This window comes from Streptomyces sp. GbtcB6, from assembly GCF_019091475.1.
GTDB lineage: Bacteria > Actinomycetota > Actinomycetes > Streptomycetales > Streptomycetaceae > Streptomyces > Streptomyces hyaluromycini.
This window is the reverse complement of sequence record NZ_JAGXJL010000054.1, coordinates 1-17431: the sequence shown is the minus strand read 5'-3', so window position 1 is coordinate 17431 and position 17431 is coordinate 1. Positions and strand designations below refer to the sequence as shown.

10 protein-coding genes are annotated in these 17431 nt (G+C 73.9%); 5 read left to right on the top strand and 5 right to left on the bottom strand.

The features are described from left to right. Positions 1-125: 125 nt before the first annotated feature. Both KVT45_RS45660 and KVT45_RS45655 read right to left on the bottom strand, forming a co-directional pair. Positions 126-2927 (bottom strand): tetratricopeptide repeat protein, encoded by a 2802-nt coding sequence (locus tag KVT45_RS45660; protein WP_217555745.1) that lies wholly within the window; start codon positions 2925-2927, stop codon positions 126-128. Continuing rightward, positions 2914-3393, bottom strand: coding sequence for a hypothetical protein (locus tag KVT45_RS45655; protein ID WP_217555743.1), 480 nt, complete (start codon positions 3391-3393; stop codon positions 2914-2916). Before KVT45_RS45655 ends, KVT45_RS45660 begins: the two co-directional genes overlap by 14 nt. Before the next feature lie 380 nt (positions 3394-3773). On the opposite strand from KVT45_RS45655, the gene KVT45_RS45650 reads away from it, so the two are divergent. Both KVT45_RS45650 and KVT45_RS45645 read left to right on the top strand, forming a co-directional pair. Beyond that, the gene (locus KVT45_RS45650; RefSeq protein ID WP_217555741.1) at positions 3774-5660 is read left to right on the top strand and encodes a hypothetical protein; all 1887 of its coding nucleotides are present in this window, start codon (positions 3774-3776) and stop codon (positions 5658-5660) included. Positions 5661-5814: 154 nt separating this feature from the next. Continuing rightward, positions 5815-6615, top strand: coding sequence for a hypothetical protein (locus tag KVT45_RS45645; RefSeq protein ID WP_217555740.1), 801 nt, complete (start codon positions 5815-5817; stop codon positions 6613-6615). A 136-nt stretch (positions 6616-6751) separates the two neighbouring features. On the opposite strand, the gene KVT45_RS45640 is transcribed toward KVT45_RS45645, so the two are convergent. Continuing rightward, on the bottom strand, positions 6752-8377 hold the full coding sequence (locus tag KVT45_RS45640) for a protease pro-enzyme activation domain-containing protein (protein ID WP_217555738.1): 1626 nt from the start codon (positions 8375-8377) through the stop codon (positions 6752-6754). Between the two features lie 139 nt (positions 8378-8516). Next, positions 8517-11492 carry a LuxR family transcriptional regulator gene (locus tag KVT45_RS45635; RefSeq protein WP_217555736.1) on the bottom strand — a complete coding sequence of 992 codons (2976 nt, stop codon included), beginning with the start codon at positions 11490-11492 and terminating at the stop codon, positions 8517-8519. A gap of 195 nt (positions 11493-11687) precedes the next feature. On the opposite strand from KVT45_RS45635, the gene KVT45_RS45630 reads away from it, so the two are divergent. Both KVT45_RS45630 and KVT45_RS45625 read left to right on the top strand, forming a co-directional pair. Further along, a complete protein-coding gene (locus KVT45_RS45630; RefSeq protein WP_217555734.1) occupies positions 11688-13013 on the top strand; it encodes an esterase family protein in 1326 nt (441 codons plus the stop codon). Between the two features lie 66 nt (positions 13014-13079). After that, a complete protein-coding gene (locus KVT45_RS45625; protein WP_217555732.1) occupies positions 13080-13691 on the top strand; it encodes a DJ-1/PfpI family protein in 612 nt (203 codons plus the stop codon). Between the two features lie 25 nt (positions 13692-13716). Here KVT45_RS45625 and KVT45_RS45620 read toward each other — a convergent pair whose 3' ends face one another. Continuing rightward, positions 13717-15387 (bottom strand): phospholipid carrier-dependent glycosyltransferase, encoded by a 1671-nt coding sequence (locus tag KVT45_RS45620; protein ID WP_308311064.1) that lies wholly within the window; start codon positions 15385-15387, stop codon positions 13717-13719. Between the two features lie 292 nt (positions 15388-15679). Here KVT45_RS45620 and KVT45_RS45615 point away from each other — a divergent pair, with 292 nt between their 5' ends. Continuing rightward, a complete protein-coding gene (locus tag KVT45_RS45615) occupies positions 15680-17329 on the top strand; it encodes a hypothetical protein (RefSeq protein ID WP_308311063.1) in 1650 nt (549 codons plus the stop codon). Positions 17330-17431 lie beyond the last annotated feature (102 nt).

Below are 17431 nucleotides of genomic sequence, written 5' to 3'. Positions count from 1 at the left end.
ATCGGGACAGCGGGACGGTCACGCGCCGGTGACCTGCGGGGACGGAGTGCCGCTGGGACGGGCGTGGGACACGGACGGCGGAGGCCGGAGAAGGAGGGGCCGGCGGAAGGGCGAGCGTGCGGGGCTCAGGCGGTCGGCCGGCGGTGCCGGTTGCGCAGGGCGGCGAGGGCGGCGCCGGGGCGGACGAGGCGGAGCCAGGCCTTCGCCAGATGGCGGGAGTCCACGGCGAACTGCTCCGCGGCCCGGTCGTCCCGGCGCGCGATCCTGGCCAGGCTCGTCAACGACCAGAACATGCCGGTGATATGCCTCGCCCGCCGTTGCGCGAAGGCGAGGGCGAACAGGATCCTGCCCTCCCGGCCGGGCGCGTCGTTCTCCGGCAGGCTGGCCAGGACCCAGTGGTACCCGGCCATGACCCGGTCGGCCCGTGGCGTGTCCCGGACCGGCAGGCCCAGGTCGCCCAGCGTCCTCCGCTCGCACCACGTGTCCTCCAGTTCGCGGTAGCGGCCGATCGCCGCCGCGGAGGCTTCCGCCGCCTGCGATCGCCGGCGCCCGCGCCGCAGCGCCGTGGCGAGGCGTTCCAGCGCCTCGGCCTCCTTGTGCCGGTCACCGCGGGTCCGGAACAGTGCGATCTCCTGTTCGTGCACCTCGACGGCCTCGGTGAGACGGCCGGCCGCGCACAGGGCGGTGCCCAGGTCGTGCAGCACGCGGATCAGCAGGCTCTCCTCGTCGCGCTCCTCGTGGATGGCCGCCGCCCTGCGGTGGGCCGTGACGGCCTCGTCGTACCGGCCGAGCCGCTGGAGCCTGCCGGCCAGGGCCTTCAGGGCCAGGGCCTCCAGCGGGCGGTCGCACACCTTGTGGCAGATGGCCACGACCTTCTCGTAGTTGTCCACCGCCTCCTCCGGGCTCATCTCGCTCACCGCCCACAGGTGCTGCATGGCGATGGCCTGGTGGTGTTCGTCGCCGCGTTCCTGGTAGACGGCGAGGGCACGGCGGTGCGCGTCGACGGCGTCGTCGGTCCTCTTCATCGCGAACAGCGTTTCCCCGAGACGTATGAGGTGGAGGCCCTCGGCATGCCAGTCGCCGGTCGCGGCGAAGTGCCGTACGGCCTCGGTGAACAGGTCGGCGGCCTGCTCGTACTCGTGGCGGTCGCACAGCGTGTCGGCAAGGCCCACCAGCGCCGTGCCGATCCGGCCCCGGTCACCGAGTTCCTGGCAGAGGGCCAGGTTCTCCGTATGGGCCTTGGCGGCCTCCTCGAACCGCTCGGCCTGGCGGAGCACGCTGCCGAGGATGAGCAGTGCCGCGATCTGCCGCTCCCGGTCGCCGCGTGCCCGGGCGACGTCCAGGCTGCCGGTGGCGGCCTCCACCGCCTCGGGGAGCCGTCCGCAGTCGCCGAGAGCCTGGCTGAGGTGCCCCAGGGCGTTGGCCTCGCAGCAGGTGTGGCCGATCGCGCGGGCGCAGGCGACGGCCAGCTGTGCGGCGGTCACGGCGTCGGCGGCGTGCCGGCCCCGCTCCAGCAGGAACAGACGTATGTGCTCCTCCAGTTCCAGCACCGCGCGCGCATGTCCGGTGGCCGCGGCCCGGACGATGAGCGCCACCAGGTTCGCCCGTTCCGCCTCCAGCCAGTGCACGGCGTGCGCCCGGTCCGGGAAGTCTCTTGGCAACGGTTCGTCGTCGTGGGCGTGCCGATGCGCGTCCGCCGCGCGCGCGAGCCGCCCACAGTGCGTCAGCAGCCGCGTGAAGGCCGCGTTCCGCCATTTCGGGCTGTCCCTCTCGACCAGCGCGGCCGCGTAGACACGGAGCAGGTCGTGCATCCGCCAGCGTCCCGAGGACTGCGGTTGCTCCGCCAGCAGTCCGGCCCGGGCGAGCGCGGCCAGCGAGTCCCGGGTCCGGCCCCGGGGTTTTCCCGCGAGTGCCGCCGCGGCGTCCGTGCCGATGTCCGGGCCCGGACTGAGGGCGAGTTGCCGGAACAGCTGGCGGTGGTGCGGCGGCAACCGCTGGTACGAGAGGTGGAACGCCGCCTGGACCGCCGTCGTGTGCCCGCCGTCCTCGAAGCACAGCACGTCGAGGCGGGTCCGGGCGTCGGCCAGGTCGGCGGCGAGCGCGGCGATGGACCGGCCGGCGTCGGTGGTGAGCAGGCACGCGGCGATCTGCAGGGCGAGCGGATGGTGCCCGCAGAGGCCGGCGAGTTCGGCGAGCGCGCCGGCCTCCCGCACCGGACGCGGATCGTCGGGCCGGGCGTGCCGCAGCGCCTCGGCGACCAGGTCGGCGGCGCCCTGCGGCGTCAGCTCGTCCAGGCCGATCAGCCGGGGCCGGAAGGCGGGGCTGGTGAGCAGGTGACGGGAGGTCACCAGCAGCCGGTGTGCGGAGCGGGCCGGGACGAGGCGTTCGATCTGTGCGGCGTCGGCCGCGTCGTCGGCGATCAGCAGGACCGCCCTGCCCTCGTCCGCGAGCCGGTTCAGCGCGGCCTGGCAGAGCCCCGTCTGCTCGTCCGGTGTCCTCGCGTCGTCCACGCACAGCGCCCGCGCCAGCGCGCCGACCGCCTCGTCCGCGCCGACCGGCCCGGCCGGGTCGTAGCCCCGCAGGTGCAGGAAGACCGCGCCGCCGGGAAACCAGCCCCGGGCCACGGCCCGGTGGGCGACATGGAGGGCCAGGGCGGTCTTGCCGATGCCGGGGAGCCCGGAGAGCAACGAGACGACGGCGTCGGGCCGGCCGCGGGACGCGGGGGCGAGCAGCGCCAGTACGGCCTCGGCCTCCTTCTCCCGGCCGGCCAGATGCACCGGCTCCGCCGGGAGCTGCAGCACCGGCGACGGGTCCCCGACGCCCGACGCGCAGACGTGGTTGCCGGTGCCGGTGATCTGGATGACGTGGCCGTGCCCGGATGCCGCGGCGGCCTGCCCGCGCCCGGCCCTGCTCCTACCGGTCACCATGCCCGGGACCTGCCGTACCGTCGTTCCCGTCGTTCCCGCCGACCTGGGTGATCCGGGCCCGGCCCGTTCCCCTGGCTCGCTGGGCCAGCCTGCCGGGGCGTTTCGCGGAGCCGCCGGGTCCGGGGCGCCGGTCTCCCGCGACCTGCGTGACCTGGGCGTCGTCCGACGCCGTGGCGCTCTGCCGCACCGCAGGCCGCCGACCCGTCCCTGCCCCTGCCCCGTCCGCGGCTCCCGGCGGGCGGCCGTCCGGGGGTTCCTCGGGCCCCGCCCCCGTCCCGGCCCACCAGCCGACCGCCGTCCCGACCAGCGCGGCCACCGTCGTCGCGAACGCCGTGGCCACCACCCACCGGTCGGCCTCCGCACGGGGCAGGAAGCCGAACGGCGCGGCCCGCGCCGCCCACAGACAGACCACGAACGAACCGGCCCCCACGCACACCGCGACTGCCCAACGCCCTGCGCGTTGCATGCGTCCCCCCTTGCCTCGACGCGTGCTGCCAGAGGTACAGCGACCAACGACCCTCCGGGGTCAAAACATGGAAAGCCCGGACAGAGCCGCCGTCTTGGGGTAACTCGCTCGGTGGGGCCGCCGTGGTCGTCTGCGGCGTCGCTGTGGCTGAGCGCGCAGTTCCCCGCGCCCCTGCGGGGCGCGGCACATCAGCGCCCCGGAAGGGGCGCGGGGAACTGCGCGACCAGCCCCCACGGACCCGCAGACGACCGCGACGGCCACGGCAGTCCCAAGGGCCCGCACCGTCGAAGTGGTTCACAGGCGTGATCTCCGTATCCGTCGGGTAGCAACGTCCTGCTTCGCCGCCGCTTGCGGGAACGTGTGTGAAGGGGGATCGCAGGGTGTCGGACGACGGCCCGCCGGACGGCTGGGAGGTGCACGAGCGCCGGCTGTGGGAGGCGTACCGGCACGGCGAGTGGTGCGAGGACGTGCCGGAGGTGCGGGCCGAGGCCCTGCGGTGGCTGCTCGTCGCCGCGCCGCGCCCCGTGCGGGGGCGGCTGGCCCGGCTCCGGCTGCGCGGTGCCCGGATCACCGGCGCTCTCGATCTGGCCGAGGCGGCCGTCCAGGGCGCGATACGCCTCGATTCCTGTCGCTTCGACGAGGTGCCGTGCTTCGACGGCGGGCAGTTCGGTGTGCTCCAGCTGAAGGACTGTGCCCTGCCGGGGCTGAGCGCGGTCGGGGCGCGGGTGGGCCAGGAGTGCGAGATCGTGGGGTGCACCCTCGACGGCACCCTGAACCTCCGCTCCCTGACCGTCGGTACGCATCTGCTGCTCGACCGCTCGACGGTGCACGCGCCCGACGGCACGGTGGCCGTCGACGCGCAGTCGCTCGCCGTCGAGGAGCACCTCTCGGCGACCGGACTGGTGTGCACCGGGCCGATCCGGCTCATGAGCTCCCGGGTGCAGGACACGCTCGGCTTCCGCGGTGCCCGGCTCCAGGGGGACCGGGCCTGCCTCCAGGCTCCCGAACTGACCGTGGGCGGCGGCCTCTACCTCGACCGGGGGTTCTCCAGCGACGGGGCGATCAACCTCTACGGCGCCTCGATAGGCGGTTCGCTGTACCTGGAGGACGCCACCCTGACCGGCCCGGACGCACCAGGCGGTGACCCCGCTCTGCAGCTGCTCTGCGCCTCGGTCGGCGGCGACATACAGGCCGGCTCGGGGCTCACCGTGCGGGGGAGCGTCGACATGCGGGACACCTCGGTGCGGGGCAGCGTCGTGCTGCGGAGGGCCCGGCTGCACCATCCGGACGGCACCGCGCTCAGGGCCCACCGCCTGCATGTCGGCGGCGACCTCGACTGCCGGGCCGGCTTCGTCTCGCAGGGCACGGTGGACCTCTGCGACGCCCGGGTCGGCGGCTCGGCCCTCTTCGAGGGCGCCGAGCTGACCGGCCGCGCCGGAGCCGCCGCGCTGCGGGCCAACGGCATAGAGGTGGGGGCGGAGTTCAACTGCTGCGACGGGCTGACCGCGCACGGCCGGATCTCCCTCAGCAGCATCACCGTACGGGCCAAGCTCTGTTTCGAGAACGCCGTACTCGACGTCCCCGCGGGGGAGCGCGCCCTGATCTGCCGGCGGTCCGCGGCCGCCGACCTGACGCTGAAGCCCCGCGAGGCGCCGCGCGGCATCGTCGACCTCAGCCACACACGGGTGGGCGTGCTGCGCGACGACCCGGCCGGCTGGCCCGGCTCGCTGGTCCTGGAGGGCCTCGCCTACGACAGCGCCCAGCCCGCGCTGCCCGGCCGGCAGCGGCTGACCTGGCTCGACCGCGACCCGGCCGGCTTCGCACCGCAGCCCTACGAGCAACTGGCCGCCAACTACCGGCGCCACGGCCGCGACGCCGACGCACGCCGCGTCCTGCTCGCCAAACAGCGCCGCAGGCGGGCCACCCTGGCCTGGCCCGCCCGGATCTGGAGCCTCCTGCAGGACCTCACCGTCGGCTACGGGTACCGGCCGCTGCGCGCGGTGCTGCTGCTCGCGGTCTTCTTCACCGTCGGCACCGTGCTGTTCGCGACCTGGCCGCCGGTGCCCTACGGCGACGGCACGCCGCCGGACTTCCAGCCGGCCGTGTACACCCTCGACCTGCTGCTGCCGGTGGTCGACTTCGGGCAGGAGCGCTCGTACAGCTCCCATGGCGACATGCAGTGGGTGGTGGTCGCCCTGGTCAGCGTGGGCTGGGTCCTCGCGACCACGATCGTGGCGGGAGCCAACCGGGTGCTGCGCAGATCCTGATCCGGGGCTGAGCGGCGGGACCCGGCCGGTCCCGGTGAATACAGTCGGAACAATGGGGCAACCGTGACGGTCCCCCACATGTCTAGGCGGTGTGACGCAGCATCAGGACTCGCCGTACGGAGGCGGCGGGCCGTCGATCCCGAAAGGGGACTCCATGCGCATCCGCCCGGCCGTCGCCGCCGTATCCCTTGCCACCGGCCTTTCCGCCCTGTCCGCGTCGGTGCTTCCGACAGCCGCCCAGGCGGCGGACCGGGCCGCGGCCGCCGACACGGTGTTCTCGCACGTCGTCGTCAACGGCGGCAAGGACATCGTGCTCGGCCTGACCACGAAGAAGACCGTCACGATCACCTGGACGGCCACGGACCCGGACGGCGTCGTCGCGTCCTGGGCCTACCTGTGGCACGGCCCGAACACCGACGACGAGGACGGCACCCTGGGGGCGTACCCGGCGGGTACGTGCGAGGTGCCGGCCATCGCCAACCCCACCACCGCCGACTGCAAGGTGAGCATCGCCGTCGACGCCGCCCGGGACCTCGACCACAACGGCCTCGCCGGTACCTGGAACGTGCTCGCCGGGGCCCAGGACCGCACCGACGACTGGACGGAGATCGACGTCGCGGGCACCGCCTCGGTCAAGCGGCTGGCCAAGGTCACGGTGAACGCCTCGCCGGAGCCGGTGAAGAAGGGCAGGACCGTCACGGTCACCGGCAGGCTGACCCGCGCCAACTGGTCGAGCGGCAGCTACACCGGCTACCAGGGACAGGCGGTCAGGCTGCAGTTCCGCAAGAAGGGCAGCAGCACCTACACCACCCTGAAGACCGTCACCAGCGGCGACAGCGGCACGCTGCGGACCACCACCAAGGCCAAGGCCGACGGCTACTTCCGCTTCGTCTTCGCCGGCACCGCCACCACCGGCCCGGCCACGGCGGCCGGCGACTTCGTCGACGTCAGGTGAGAGCGACGTCAGGTGAGAACGAGGTCAGGTGAGAACGAGGTCAGGTGAGAACGACGTCAGGTGAGAACGAGACCGCCCCCGCGCGGGCCGGGACGGTTCCCGGTACGCGCGGGGGCGGGTGGTTCAGGGGGCGGGGTCAGCCGAGGAGCTTCGTCGCCAGGGTCGTGGCGTTGTAGGAGCCCCAGCCGGTGGTGAAGTCCCAGCCGGTGGCCGCGGAGTAGGCGCCGTTGCTGCCGCTGGTGATGTCGTGGAAGCCGGTGCCGCTCGCCGCGTAGAGGGCGGGGTTGGCGAAGCCGAGGTTGGCCTTGCCCTTCGCCGCGGCCTGCTGGTTGTAGAGGGCCGCGAACGCCGCCCACTCGGGGGCCGCCGCGCTGGTGCCGCCGACCGAGGACCAGGAGCCCTGCGAGTAGATGGAGACACCGGGGCTCGGGTTGGCGTGCGCCGAGACGTCCGGGACCTGGCGGTAGCCGCCGCCCGCGCTCTTCTGGACGGCCGTCTGCCAGCTCGGGATCTTGAAGACGGTGGACTTGCCGCCACCGCCGCCGGACCAGGCCACCTCCTTGCTGAAGGCGTTGGCCGAGGTGACGGTCAGCTTGGTGCCGCCGACGCCCGTGACGTACGGGTCGCTGGCCGGGTAGTCGACGGAGGTGCCGCCGTCGCCCGCGTCGTCGGAGCCGTCGTCACCGGAGGCCGCGTAGAAGCCGAGGCCCTCGGCGGCGCCCGTCTTGAAGACCGCGTCCACGGCGTTGATGTTGGAGGTGGTGCGGGCCGACTCCGCGGCGCCCCAGCTGATCGAGGTGGTCGGGATGCCGCTGTCGACGATGGCCTGGTACGTGTCGACCTCGCCGGCGTCGGAGTTGGGGCCCTCGAAGACCGTCACGTTCGCCTTCGGGGCGATCGCGTGCAGGACCTCGATGTCCAGCTCGACCTCGACCTGGCCGTCACCGAGCGAGCCGGAGCCGCCGTCCACCTTGGACACGGTCGGGGTGGGCGAACCCAGGCTGTAGTTGGTGTCGTACTTGGTGATGTTGGACTGCTGGAAGCCGTCGAACTCGAGGAGCGCGATCTTCTGGCCGCTGCCGGTGTACGTGCTGGAGACGCTGTAGCCGCCCTTGAGCTGGGCCGGGGTGTAGCCGCCGCCGGGGCCGTCGTGCGGGGAGACGGTGTGCGGGGTCGCCTGGTGGTGCAGCTGGACGCGGTTGTTGAGGCCCGCCACGTCGCTGACGATGGAGGCGAGGGAGGACGGGAGCGTCGGCGCGCTGTCGTTGGCGTAGAAGGAGCGGCCCGAGGCGGCGTCCTTCCAGGTCGACAGCTGGGTGCCGAAGGCCTTCTGGAGCTGGGCGGCGGTGCCGCTGGCGTCGACCAGCAGGTTGCCGGAGTGCACCTTGCCGACGGTGACGCCCTGCGAACGCAGGTAGTCCTTCAGCTTCTTGACCTCGGCGTCGGTCCGGCCGAAGCGGGCCGCGAACTGGCTCTTCGTCAGGTAGTGCCCGTAGGAGGCCGAGTGGGGGTCGCTGACCTTCGCCACGAAGGTGTCGAGCGCCGTACCGCCCCGGGGAGCCAGGCTGATCGCCACGGATATCCGCTTGCCGGACGCCACCTTGCCGGTGCGGGCGGCGTCGTGCTTCAGGCCGGGCAGGACGTCGCCGGCGACGGCGGCCCGGGCGGTCTGCGGGGCGTCGGCCGCGAAGGCGGCGGGGACGACCGCCGTGACCAGGGCCGGCGCGGCGACCAGGCCGAGCAGCTTCAGGCGTGACTTCACTGGGGTCCTCCGAGGAGTGGAGAGTGGGGGGTGGGGAGTTGAGCCGTCCCGGAAACGGAACGTGATCACCGTAGGAACTCCGGCCCCACCCCCGTAAGCGGGGGAACCCTTGCGTTACGTGTTAACTGCGGATGTCACGTCAACGGCGTGTGTCGAGCGGGCGGGGGAGACGGGCACGCGCCGCCTGACTCACCGCCACCGTCTGGGCGGCGGGCCCGGGCCGGTCGTCGTCGCCGGTGTCCACCACCGCCGCGCCGGCGGCGATGACGGCGACCGCCATCGCGTGCGCGAGCGCGGTGCGCGAGCGGACGCCGAACTTGCGGTAGACCCGGGACAGCGCCCCCTCCACCGTCTTGACGCTGATGAACAGCTCCGCGGCGACCTCCCTGTTGGTCGCCCCGCCGCCGACCAGCTCGGCGATCCGCGCCTCCGTGGGCGTGAGTTCGGGTCCGCCCGGGCCCGTCTCGCCGCCGCGCTCCCCGGCCGCCAGCCGGGCCAGTTCGTCCCTGGCCCGGGCCGCGAGCGGGGCCGCGCCGATCCGGGTCGCCGTCTCCAGGGCCTCGGCGAGCGCCTCCCGGGCGGCGTTCCGGCGGCGGGCGCGGCGCTCGACCGCGCCGAGTGCGATCAGGGTCCGTACGAGGTCGACGGGGAGCGGCAGCCGGCGCAGCCGCTCGACGGCGGTGCGCAGCCGTACCGCTCCTTCCCGCGCCCGGCCGAGGCCCGCCTCGCACAGCCCCTCGGCCCGTTCCAGCGCCGCCAGTACGCTGCCGGGCGCGCCGTGCGGCACGCGCGCCCGGGCGTCGCGGAGCACCGCCCCGGCCGCGTCCGTCTCGCCCAGCGCGACCAGGGCCTCGGCCAGGTCGCCGTACCAGTGCAGCAGCGGCGGGTCGGCGGCGCACATGGCCTCGCCGAGTTCCCTGACGCGTTGCAGCGCCTCGACGGCGGCGGCCGCCCCGCGCGGATCGCCGCCGAGCAGTTCGGCCTGCCCGAGGACCGCGAGCGCGCGCAGCAGGAACAGCCGGTCGCCGTCCGCCTCCGAGGCGCGGACCGCCTGTGCGGCCAGCCGCCGGGCCTCGTCGGCGGTGGCGCCGGCGGTCGCGGCGAGTGCCGCCGCGTACAGGGCCGGAGCCGCCTGGGCCAGGGCGCGGGAGCAACGGGCCGCGGTGCGCAGCGCCTCCCGGCAGTGCCCGGCGCGTACCTGGATGCGGGTCAGCGCCACCAGGGTCGCGACGGTCTCCTCGGCCCCCGCGGGCTCACCGGTCGCCGCGAGCAGCGGGACGACCTGGTCGCGGGCCTCGGTCACCCGGTCGGAGTCCAGGGCGAGGATCGCCCGCATCCGGATCAGCCGCCGGCTCTCCGGGCCGCCGGGGCGCTCCGCTGGGGGTGCCGCGATATCTGGGGGTGCCGCGAGATGCCGTGTGTCGAGTGCGGCGCCGTTGTGGCTGGTCGCGCAGTTCCTCGCGCCCCTATGGGGCGCTGCCAGGGTCAGTGCCTCCGCCAGTGCGGCGTCGGCGGCGACCGGGTCCCCGGCCAGGGACCGCACCCGGGCCAGGGTGGCGAGCGCGTCGATCCTGGTCCCGGTGTCGCCGGCCGCGCCCGCCTGCCGTGCGGCCCGCCGGGCGTGCCCGGCCGCCTCGGTCAACTCCCCGCACAGCAGGCCCCGTACGGCGGCCCAGTGGTGCAGCCGGGCCTCGGAGCGCGGATCGCCGTCCGCGTCCCGCAGACCGTCCGCGATCAGGTCCTCGGCGCCTTCCAGCGCCTGTCCGGCGCCGCGCAGCAGGACCAGGCGGGCCCGCACCCGCTGCGCCGCCGAGCCCGACCGGGCGAGCACGGCCCCGGCGGCCTCGCCCGCCTCCTCGGTGCGTCCGGCGTCGCAGGCGTACTCGGCGGCGGCCAGAAGCCGTTCGGCGCGGTCCCCCGGATGGCCTGCCGGGGTGCGGCGGGCGGCGAGCACGGCCAGTTCGAAGGCGGTGCCGGGGTCGCCGTCGAGGCGCGCGGACCCGGCCGCCGACATCAGGGTGCGGGCCGTGGCCTCGTCCTCGTACGGGTGGGAGAGCGCGAGATGACGGGCCCGCTCCACGGGTTCGGTCACCGCGCGGGCCAGCAGCGCGTGCGCCTGCCGCCGGCCGTGCTCGGAGGCGTCGGCGTGCACGGCGGCCCGGAGCACGGGGTGCCGGAAGCGTACGACCCCGTCGGCGTCGGCCGCCGCGATGCCGAGCCGTTCCGCCTCCGCGAGGGCCGCGGCCGGGTCCGGGAGCCCGGCGGCGCGCAGCAGGGTGAGGCTGGGCCGGTCGGCGGCGCTCGCCACGAGGAGGGTGCGCCGCACCGGCTCCGGCAGTGAACGGGCCTGCTCCAGCAGGAGGGTGCGCAGTCCCGGGGGCACCGGCGGCAGCGTGCCGGACCCGGCGGGCACCGGGGCGCGCAGTGCGGCGCGGCCCAACTCCCTTGCGTAGTACGGATTTCCGGCGGCGGTCCGCTGGATCGCCCGCAGCACGGCCGGGGGCAGGTCGGCGCCGAGGTCGGCGCGGACCAGGTGGGCCGTCTCGCCGTCCGTCAGGGGCGGCACGGGGAGTTCGACGGTGCCCGGCGGGCAGCAGCGCAGCCGCTCGGGCTGGCCGCCGTCCGCCACCCGCTCGGCGGCGAGCATCCGTATGCCGGGGCCGTCGAGCCTGCGTACGGCGAAGGCGAGGACCTCGGCGGTCGGTTCGTCGAGCCACTGCAGGCCGTCGACGACCAGCAGGACGGGACCGCCGGCGGCCAGGGCGCGCAGCGCGTCGAGGACGGCGACGCGTACGGCGAGCAGGCCGCGGCCGTCCGCCGGTCCGCCGCCGCGCAACAGGGCTGTCCGCAGTGCCGCCCGGGGCTGCGGCGGCAGGGTCTCCAGGCAGTTCTCCGGGACCCGTGCGAACAGGTCGACGAGCCCCGCGAAGGGCAGCCGGGCGTCCTCCTCGGCGGGCGAGCAGTGCAGTACGGTGCCGGCGCCCGGGTCCGCCGCGAGGGCTGTCACGAGCGTGGACTTGCCGATGCCGGCGGGACCGTGGAGGAGCAGTCCGGGGCGGGCCGCCGCCTGGACCCGGGCGGCGTCGAGAAGCGCTCGGCGCCCGGTCAGTTGCATGTGTTCATGACAACCTCCGGTGATCCGGTGTGTCAATGACGTCCGTCACCTCTCGACGGCGGCCCCCAGCCCGACATGGCGTAACAGGTCATGTCTTCCTCCTGAATCCCTCGTTACGGAACGCGGAAGGCTCTTCCGCCCTCCTCCTGTGCGGAAGCAACGAGGCACGGGCAGGGAAAACAGGGACTGAGTGACATGGGTTTGACCAGTCGAACGACCGTATACGCGCTGGCGGCGCTGGCCGCCCTGTGTGTGGCGCTGCTGGTCTGGCTGTGGCCGCGGTTCGCCAAGCCGGGACCGTTGCACGTGCTGGGGCGGCTCGGGGCCATCGTGGTGACACAGGTGACGATCGTCGCGGCGTTCGCGTGCGCGGTGAACTCGTCGTACCAGTTCTTCGGCTCCTGGAACGAGCTGTTCGGCAACGTCGACACCGCTCCGGTCGGTGTGACGCAGGCGGCCGGCGGGAACGGCGGCGGCTCGGTGAACGGCATAAGCAGCGTCCGCGGGGCGTCGCTCGTGCAGCCCGCGGGTGACCAGCAGTTGAGCCGGGTCAGCGGGCTGCCGAGCGGGCCCGCCGCGGCCGTCGGCCGGGTGGAGTCGGTGAAGATCATCGGCCGGCGCACCGGCGTGGTCGACCCGGCCTTCGTCTATCTGCCGCCGCAGTACTTCCAGAAGGCGTACCACCGCATGCGCTTCCCGGTGATCGTCGCGCTCAGCGGCTACCCGGGCAGCATCTTCAACCTCGCCCAGCACCTGCGGGTCTCGCAGACCGCCGGCGAGCTCCAGAGCAAGGGCCAGATGCAGCCGACGATCATGGTGATGATCCGGCCCACCATCGCCCCGCCGCGCGACACCGAGTGCGTGGACGTCCCCGGCGGACCGCAGACCGAGACGTTCCTGGCCAAGGACCTCCCGGAGGCGATCAAGTCCGTCTACCGGGCCGGCCACGACGCGAACTCCTGGGGCGTCATGGGGTACTCCTCGGGCGGCAGCTGCGCCCTCCAGCTCACGATGCGCGACCCCGGCGTCTACACCACGGCCGCCGCCCTGTCGCCCGACTACCGGGTCAAGGACGACCCCACCACCGGCAACCTCTTCGGCAGCGGTCCCGGCCGCCAGGCCCGGATCGACGCTCACGACCTGATGTGGCGGCTGAAGCACCTGCCCGTGCCCCAGGTCTCGGTGCTGGTCGCCAACAGCAAGCACGGTGAGAAGGGGTATGCGGAGACCGAGGCCTTCATCAAGGCCGTCAGGGCGCCCATGCGGGTCGTCTCCATCCTCCCCGAGAACGGCAGCCACAACTTCCCCACCTGGGTACGGGAGATGCCCGCCGCCCTGAAGTGGATGAACGACCAGCTGACCTTCCCCCAGGACGTCGTGCCCCGGCACCACGCCAAGAAGACGACGACCGAGGCGGCGGGCAGGCCCAGCCCCAGCCCCACCCCCCACCCCCGCCACGGCCACGGCTCGGTACGCGCGGAGGGCCCGGTGCCCAGCCCCACGGCCACGGCACACCGCTGAGGCGCCGGCCGTCGCACCGTGCGGTGACCGTAGAGTGGACGTCCACCGCCCGACCGGGGAGTTGCGATGCAGGTAGCCGTGGTCACCTTCGACGGGTTCAACGAGCTCGACTCCTTCATCGCCGCCGCGCTGGTCAACCGGTGCCGCAAGGACGGCCTTGAGGCGTTCATCACGACGCCCACGCCGGTCGTCACGTCCATGAACGGCGTCGAGGTGACCGGGCAGCGGCCGCTGGAGTTCGTGGCCGAGGCCGGCGCCGTGCTGATCGGCAGCGGGGTGCGGACCCGGGACGTCGTCGCCGACGACCACCTGGTCTCCCGGCTGCCGCTCGACCCCGGGCGCCAGCTGATCGGCTCGCAGTGCTCCGGTGCCCTCGTGCTGGCCCGGCTCGGCCTGCTGGACGGCCGGCCCGCGTGCACGGACCCGGTCAGCCGGCCCTTCGTCGAGGCCCGCGGTGTCACCGTGCTGGACGCGCCGTTCCACAGCGAGGGGAACATCGCCACGGCCGGCGGCTGCATGGCCTCGCAGTACCTCGGCGCCTGGGTGATCTCCCGGACGCTCGGCGACGACGCCGTGCGCGATGTCATCGGCTACACGGCACCCGTGGGCGAGCAGCGGGAGACCGTCGACCGCGTCCTGCGCGCCGTCCGCACGGGCGAGGCCGCCGCACTGCGCTGAGCCGGGCGCCGTACCGCGCCGGAACTCAGATCCAGGTGTCGAGCCACATCCTGGACTGCCAGCCGCTGTAGGGAATCGTCTGCCCGGTGTAGATCGGGTAGAAGTAGACGAAGTTCCAGGCGATGAGGAGCACCAGCACGCCCGCGGCCACCGCGCCCCGGGTGCGGCGCCGGCGGTCCGCGCCCGTCGGGCCCAGCACGGCACCCAGCATCATCGCGACGGCCAGGCACAGGTAGGGCACGAAGACCACGGCGTAGAAGGAGAAGACCGTGCGGTCCTGGTAGAGGAACCAGGGCAGGTAACCGGCCGCCACCGCGCAGAGGATCGCGCCGGCCCGCCAGTCGCGGCGCAGGGCCCAGCGGTAGAGGAGGTAGCCGAGGGCGAGGCAGGCCGACCACCACAGCAGCGGTGTGCCCAGGGCGAGGACCGTGCGGGTGCAGGCGGACGCCGTGGAGCAGCCGTCCTGGCCGGGCTCCGGGGAATCGTAGGCGAACAGCACGGGACGGCCGAGGACCAGCCAGCTCCAGGGGTTCGACTGGTACTTGTGCGGCGTGTGCAGGCCCACGTTGAACTGGTACACCAGGTACTCGTAGTGCCAGAAGCTGCGCAGCGGGGCCGGTATCCACGACCAGGTGCCGCCGCGGCCGTCCGCCCAGTGCCGGCCCCAGCCGTCGTCGGACAGGAACCAGCCGGTCCAGGTCACCAGGTAGGTCGCCACGGCGGTCGGCACGAGGGCGAGGACCGACCCGGCGAGATCCCGGCGCAGCACCGCCCGGTACGGATGGCGGGCCCCGGCGACGCGGCGGGCGCCGACGTCCCACAGCAGCGTCAGGACCACGAAGAAGACCAGCACGTACAGGCCGTTCCACTTGGTCGAGGCGGCCAGGCCGAGGAGGACGCCGGCCGCGAGGCGCCAGGGCCGCGGGCCCGTTCCGGCCCGGTCACCGGTGTCGGCGTCCGGCCGCACCCGGCCCTCCGAGTCGGTCGGCAGGGCCGCCGCGAGCCGGGCCCGGGACCGGTCCCGGTCGATCAGCAGGCAGCCGAACGCCGCCAGCACGAAGAACATGACGACGAGGTCGAGCAGCGCGGTGCGGCTCATCACCAGGTGCAGGCCGTCCACCGCCATCAGCGCCCCGGCCAGACACCCCAGGAACGTCGAACGGAACAGGCGGCGGCCGATGCGGCACAGCATGAACACCGACAGGGTGCCCAGCAACGCCGTCATGAAGCGCCAGCCGACGGGGTCGAGGCCGAACAGCCACTCGCCGGCGGAGATCACCCACTTGCCCGTCGGCGGGTGCGCGACGAAGGAGCCGGTGTCGGAGAGCGGGATCACCTGGGGGTGCGCCAGGATCTCCGGGTCGGCGATCTTGCGGTCCGGCCAGGTGCCCTCGTACCCGAGGTGCAGCAGCGCCCAGGCGTCCTTGGCGTAGTACGTCTCGTCGAAGATGAGGTCGCGCGGCCGGCCGAGGCGCCAGAAGCGGAGCGCACCGGCCAGCGCGGTGACGAGCAGCGGGCCCAGCCACTCCGTCGCCTTCGCGAGGCGCTGTGCCCGGGCCGGGCCGAGGCCCAGCAGTCGCCAGAGGCGGGTGGCGGGCTCGGGGAAGGGCGGGACCAGGCGTTCCCGGACGCCGGTGTGCGGCGGGGCCCCGGCGTAACCGGACCGGCGCAGCCTGCCCGGCCACCCGGGGGACACCGGCGCCGGACGTATGCCGTCGAGGTCGTGGGAACGCGTCGCGCTGCTGTTCGTCACCGGACGACCTTAGGCGGTGCCCCCGCCCGACCGCGAAGCGGCAGTCCTACGGTGCCGGCCGGGACCCGGCAGGCCTCGAGGAGTTCCCGGCCGCCCTGGAGGATTCGGAACCGAGGGACACGGCCTCTGCGCGGACCTCCCAAAGCGGGACGGCACGGCCGGATCGGCCCTGCTGACCGTCGACGGGAGCGTGCTGGCCGCGCCCTTGGTGCACGCCCGTGTGACCGCCTGGCGGATGCCGGTGATTGCCGCTCCGGGGTGGCCACGTGTAAGGCCTGGGCCATACCCTGGACACAGGGCTGCGGCACCCGGACTGCCCTGTAACGGGAGGGAGTTGAGGGGCGCCGGAGCCGTGACGGGGGGAAGCTTGTTGAGTGGGAGAAACGGCGGCCATGCGGCGGGATTCGAGCATGAGCTGATAGAGCAGATGTGCGCGGTGTCGGGACTCGATGCACCGGGAGGGCGCGATCTCTTGATCGACATGCTGGCGGGCCGGTTACCCGAGTTGGCCAACGTCCGGCGACACAGCCGGAAGCGGCACGACATACTGGAGATCTTCCAAGCCTGCTGGCGGAAGCCCTCCGGACTTTCCGTACTGGTGGACACCCTCCAGGAGTACGACCCCGGCTCGATTCCGGTCCTGAGGATCGTCGAGCTCGTCTCCGCCTCGCCGGTTCTGGCGGTCCTGCCAGAGGCCGAATTCCGCAGAGCCCGCTCGCTGCTGGGCCGCTTCCCGCATCCCGACGCACAGGGCCTGCTGTACGCGGCGGCCGGTGACCTGCCGCTCCCGGCCCGCCCGGTCTCCACCCTCCAGGAGGCCTTCGACTTCCTGGCCGACGCCAACGCCCGCCCCGACGGCCTGCTTCCCGTGCTGGTCCTTGTGGAGCACGCGATCGCGGCGGGCGCGGCGTCCGGCGTCGACCGGCAGGTCGTCGACGGCCTGCGCAGCTGGAACGACGAGCAGGGCACGCGACTTGGCCTGGTGGAACCTCTCGAGACCCTCCGCTCGCAGATCACTCGGGGCGCGGCGGCGGAACCGGCTCCCGCCTGTCTCGTTGTCCAGTTGAGCAAGCACGGGATGAGCCCGGACGAGTATCTGCTGTCCCACTGGCGGCAGCGGCGTCCGGGCTCGTGGCGGCCGGAGCGAGGAGAGGACCGGATCGTGGCCTTGGGCGAAGTCGAGGCCGCGGTGGAGCAGTTGGTCGAGAGCGTCGAGGAGGACTGGGGCGAGCACCCCGGCAGGCCGGTACTCGAGTTCGTGCTGCCGCTGCAACTGCTGAACCACCCCGTGGAATGGCTGCCGATGGCCTCGCACTCGTCCTCCGCCACCGCGCTGTGCCTGGACTTCCCGGTGGCGCTGCGCAGCCTGGAGCGGATGCGGGCCCGGCGGTACCACCGGCGCTGGCGCAACCGCTGGCAGCAGATGACGGCCGGCCCCCGGATCCTGTGCCACTGGGACACGACGGGCGAGCGCGGCCACGACCCCGTGCGGTGGAACAGCACCCTCGCCGCCGACGAGCGGCTGGTGTCGGTCGCGCTCAACGCGCCTCCGCTGACCGGACCCGAGGGCCGCCAGGAAACGCTCGAAGCCGCGCTGCGGGCCGGTGTGCCGCTGGCCGTCTGGGACCGTCGGCTCACACCCGCGGGGGACTTCAGGAAACGGGTCGACAAGCTGCTGAAGGGAACGGCCGCCGAACTGCCTGAGCGCGTCCGGCAGTTGCGGACCGAAGCGGCCACCGCCGCCGCGGCGCAACGCGATGCGCACTCAGGACGTCACCTCGCGGTGCTCCTCGACAACCCGAACCGGATGGTGGACTGGTCCGAGCACCCGGCGTCGGATCCCGGGAGCGTGCGCGGCGGACACAACGACGAGGGGACCTCATGAGCCGCGCCCAGCATCCGGTGGACGGCAGCCGCAACGGCGGTCCGGTCAGCCGCAGTTGGTGGATCTACCGCGGCACCGGGCAGCCGCTGCCCGACATCCGCC